General features: G+C 58.6%; 2 protein-coding genes. Both read left to right on the forward strand.

The features are described 5' to 3' along the window. The coding region (locus VI895_04735) for a C25 family cysteine peptidase (GenBank protein HLG19108.1) at positions 1 to 2,859 on the forward strand (2,859 nt) is incomplete at its 5' end. A 31-nt stretch (positions 2,860 to 2,890) separates the two neighbouring features. After that, complete coding sequence (locus tag VI895_04740) at positions 2,891 to 3,238, forward strand: nucleotidyltransferase domain-containing protein (protein ID HLG19109.1); 348 nt, start codon at positions 2,891 to 2,893, stop codon at positions 3,236 to 3,238.

The raw sequence follows: 3,238 nt of genomic DNA on the forward strand, positions 1-3,238 counted from the left end.
CTTGTCTCGAACGGGGATGGCACGCACAAAATCGAGATTCCAACTTTCGGCCAACTCTCCCTTCCGAACCGCCCCGTCGTGCCCTATCGGGCGTTGCTCGTCGGAATTCCGTGCCGGCAAATTGCATCGTCGTCCATTACGGTTTTGGACGAAGAAACTCGAAACGATGTTCATCTTGCGATCGGCGCGTTGACGGAAGTCCACGATGCCGACGGGAACGTCGTCCAACCGTTTTCCGAGGGAGTGGATCTTCAAAGCGGGCAATTGGTGGAGGTCCCGGGTCAGTGGGCGACGACGAACGGTATTTACCCCGGCGCCTCTGTGGGGGTCGGAACGCCGAGCTGTGTGAGCGATTCGGACGGAATGCTGACCTTGGAGCTGACACCCGTTCGGTACGACGCCTCCGCGCATTCGACCCGGGAAGCCCGGCACGTTCAGGTGCGCTTGGTTTACGGCGAATCGCTCTCGCCCGCTCCGTGGGTTCCCACGGAAGAGGTTCAGGTCCGTCTTGCGGAAGATTCGGAAAGTCTAAAAGTGGGAATCACGCGATCCGGCCTCCACCGAATTCCAAACCTTTCATCGTATGGGTCCCGGTTTCGTCCGGAAAACGTCTGTCTCTATCGAAACGGGAGAGCGGTCCCGTATGTTTGGGAGGATACGGATTCGTTGATCTTCTACGGCGCCTACGAGCCGACACGCCAATCGGCGGAGAGCGTCTATTGGATTGCGCGGAACGGCGATCAAGATTGTTCGTCCTCTCCGGTCTCCGGAGCGCCTACGTCCTCCACCCCCGCCTCGCTTTGGACGAAGGTGCATGCGGAGGTCAACCGTCTTTATGTCCCCTCGTTCCCCGGCGACGATGAGACCGATCGGTTTTACTGGGATAACACGTATTGGATTCCAGCCGCTCCGCCGACGCGGCCCAATTCCATAGCCAAAACGCTTCTTGCGACCCTCTCCCTGGAAGCCGTGAATACCGCTGCGACCGCCCCGGCCAAGCTGCGGTACGAGGTTCAAACACTACTCGAAGATCCCGGACACAATCCGGACCACCACGTTCGGGCGTACCTCAACGGAAATTGGATCGATGAGTTCTACGCCGAGGGCTCGGTTCCCGTGATCCGGGAAGTGGAAATGGCCTCCGCTCTCCTCCTGGAGGGAGCCAACCGTTTCGAGCTTCAAGAGGTCGGGGATGTGAACCACCGCTACACATCGAGTTATTTGAACTTCGTCGATGTTACGTACCCTCGGACATCCGGTTGGAACGGCGTTGGAGAATTGCTGTTGACGTTCCAAACCAGCGGCACGGCAGCGTTGACCGGGCTGCCGCCAAACGCAACGATCGAGGTTTGGGATGTCACGGCCCCTCGCTTGGCCCGGAAACTGACGGGAATCGGCGCGGATAGTTCGGGAAACCTTCGGTTCTCGGCCAAAGCGGGGCACGCCTATCTCCTCTCGTCCGAGGCCTCGCTTCCCGGCCGAATCTGGGGAAATACGCCCAGCCGCCTCCGCGCGCTCTCCCCCACGGCTACGGTCTACCTCACGCACGCGGATTTCCGCCCGGCGGCGGAGCGGCTGGCTGCCTATCGGCGAAGCCAAGGCCTGCGCGTTTCGGTCGTCGATGTCGAGGAGGTCTATGACGAATATGGAAACGGCGATGTCTCGGACAGAGCCATTTCCTCCTTTGTCCAGGACTGGGGACGGAGGCTACAGCGGGATTTCAGCTTGCTTCTTTTCGGAGATACAACGACCGATCCGCACAACTACCTTGGGCACAACTCCAAAAACTACGTTCCCACGCATCTCCACTGGCTCTGGGTGTCCGAGACCGGTTCGGACCAGCGCCTCGCCTATGGCGACTCTCCCGCCTTTAACGGTCCGATCCGGATCGGCCGTCTTCCCGTCCAAACGCTCGCCGAAGCGCAACGAATCGTCGACAAGATCGTAGATTACGAAGTGACCGACACGGGAGAGAATTGGACAAAGGCGATCGCTCTCGTCGCCGATAAGCCCACGCTGGCCTGGGAACAGCTGTTCGAGACGTTTACAAACGATCTCGCCCAATCGATCCCCGACCCGCTGACCAGCCAGGTGGATCTCCTGGGCGTCCTCGGCTCCGCGCAGACCCGTCAAAACGTCCAAACCCGTTTCAACGGCGGCTCGCTCTTCATCAACTTCCTCGGCCACGGCTATTACGACGGCTGGGGAAGCGGTTATTACGCCGATTGGGGGAACGTGACTCCCGTCCTCACGGGCGCCGATGTTCCGCTTCTGACCAATATCGACCGATTGCCGATCGTGACCGCGCTCAACTGCCTGAACGGCTACTACATCGACTCCCGCGTCTCGGCTCTGTCGGAAACCATGCTCCGGAGCGGCGCCGGCGGAGCGGTGGCCTATCTTTCGAGCAGCGGGCTGAACACGGCCGAGTCGCTCACGCTTTTCGGCGAGAACTTCTACCGAAACGTAACGACGGAATCTCCCGTGAGCTTAGGACACGCGTTTTCCAAAGAGAAAGCCCGGCTCGGCTCACAAGTTGAAGATGCCGAACAACTGATCGACACCCTTCACCTTTTCGGCGATCCCGATCTTAAAATTCCCGGCATCTCTCCCGTTTCCACACAACTCCCCTCCTCCGTCGTCGATCTGGATACGACGGGGAGCGGACCGACCGAAATGGCGCTCGGTTCCACCTCGCCTACATCGAGCGAGCCGCCAAAAACCTCCGAAGGTTGTGGCCGGACGTCAGCTAGTTCCACACTCTTGCTTGTTTCGATTTTTATCACTGCGGTATTCGGGAGGCGAATTCGACCCTGGCCCGGGTTTGCGCACAAAGCGGGTCCTTCAGATCTGTTGTGATGTCTCGGAACCCTCTGTAACATACGTCGAAATGAATGAGCAGGCTCGTTCACGACACTCTCTGCCCGAGTCGTTTGTTTCGGAAATTGTCCGCCGAGTGGTGCGGAGATTCAAACCTGAAAAGATCATCTTGTTTGGATCGTACGCCCGTGGAACGCCGGGACCCGACAGCGATGTGGATTTGATGATCGTGATGATGTACAGCGGGTCGAAACGGGAGAACCGCATCGAAATCCGGAAAGCTCTTCATGGGATCGGCAGAGCGAAGGATATTGTCCTTGTCAGTCCGCAAGAATTTGATCAGCTCAAGGATGTTGTGGGAACGATTGTGTATCCAGTGTCGCGCGAAGGCGTCACATTATATACAAAGGCCGCATGA

The sequence above is a fragment of the Bdellovibrionota bacterium genome, assembly GCA_035292885.1.
In the GTDB taxonomy this organism is placed as follows: Bacteria; Bdellovibrionota_G; JALEGL01; order JALEGL01; family DATDPG01; genus DATDPG01.

Coding starts and splice junctions, on each gene's coding strand:
- VI895_04740 (HLG19109.1), top strand. CDS start 2,891: ATGAATGAGCAGGCTCGTTCACGACACTCTCTGCCCGAGTCGTTTGTT.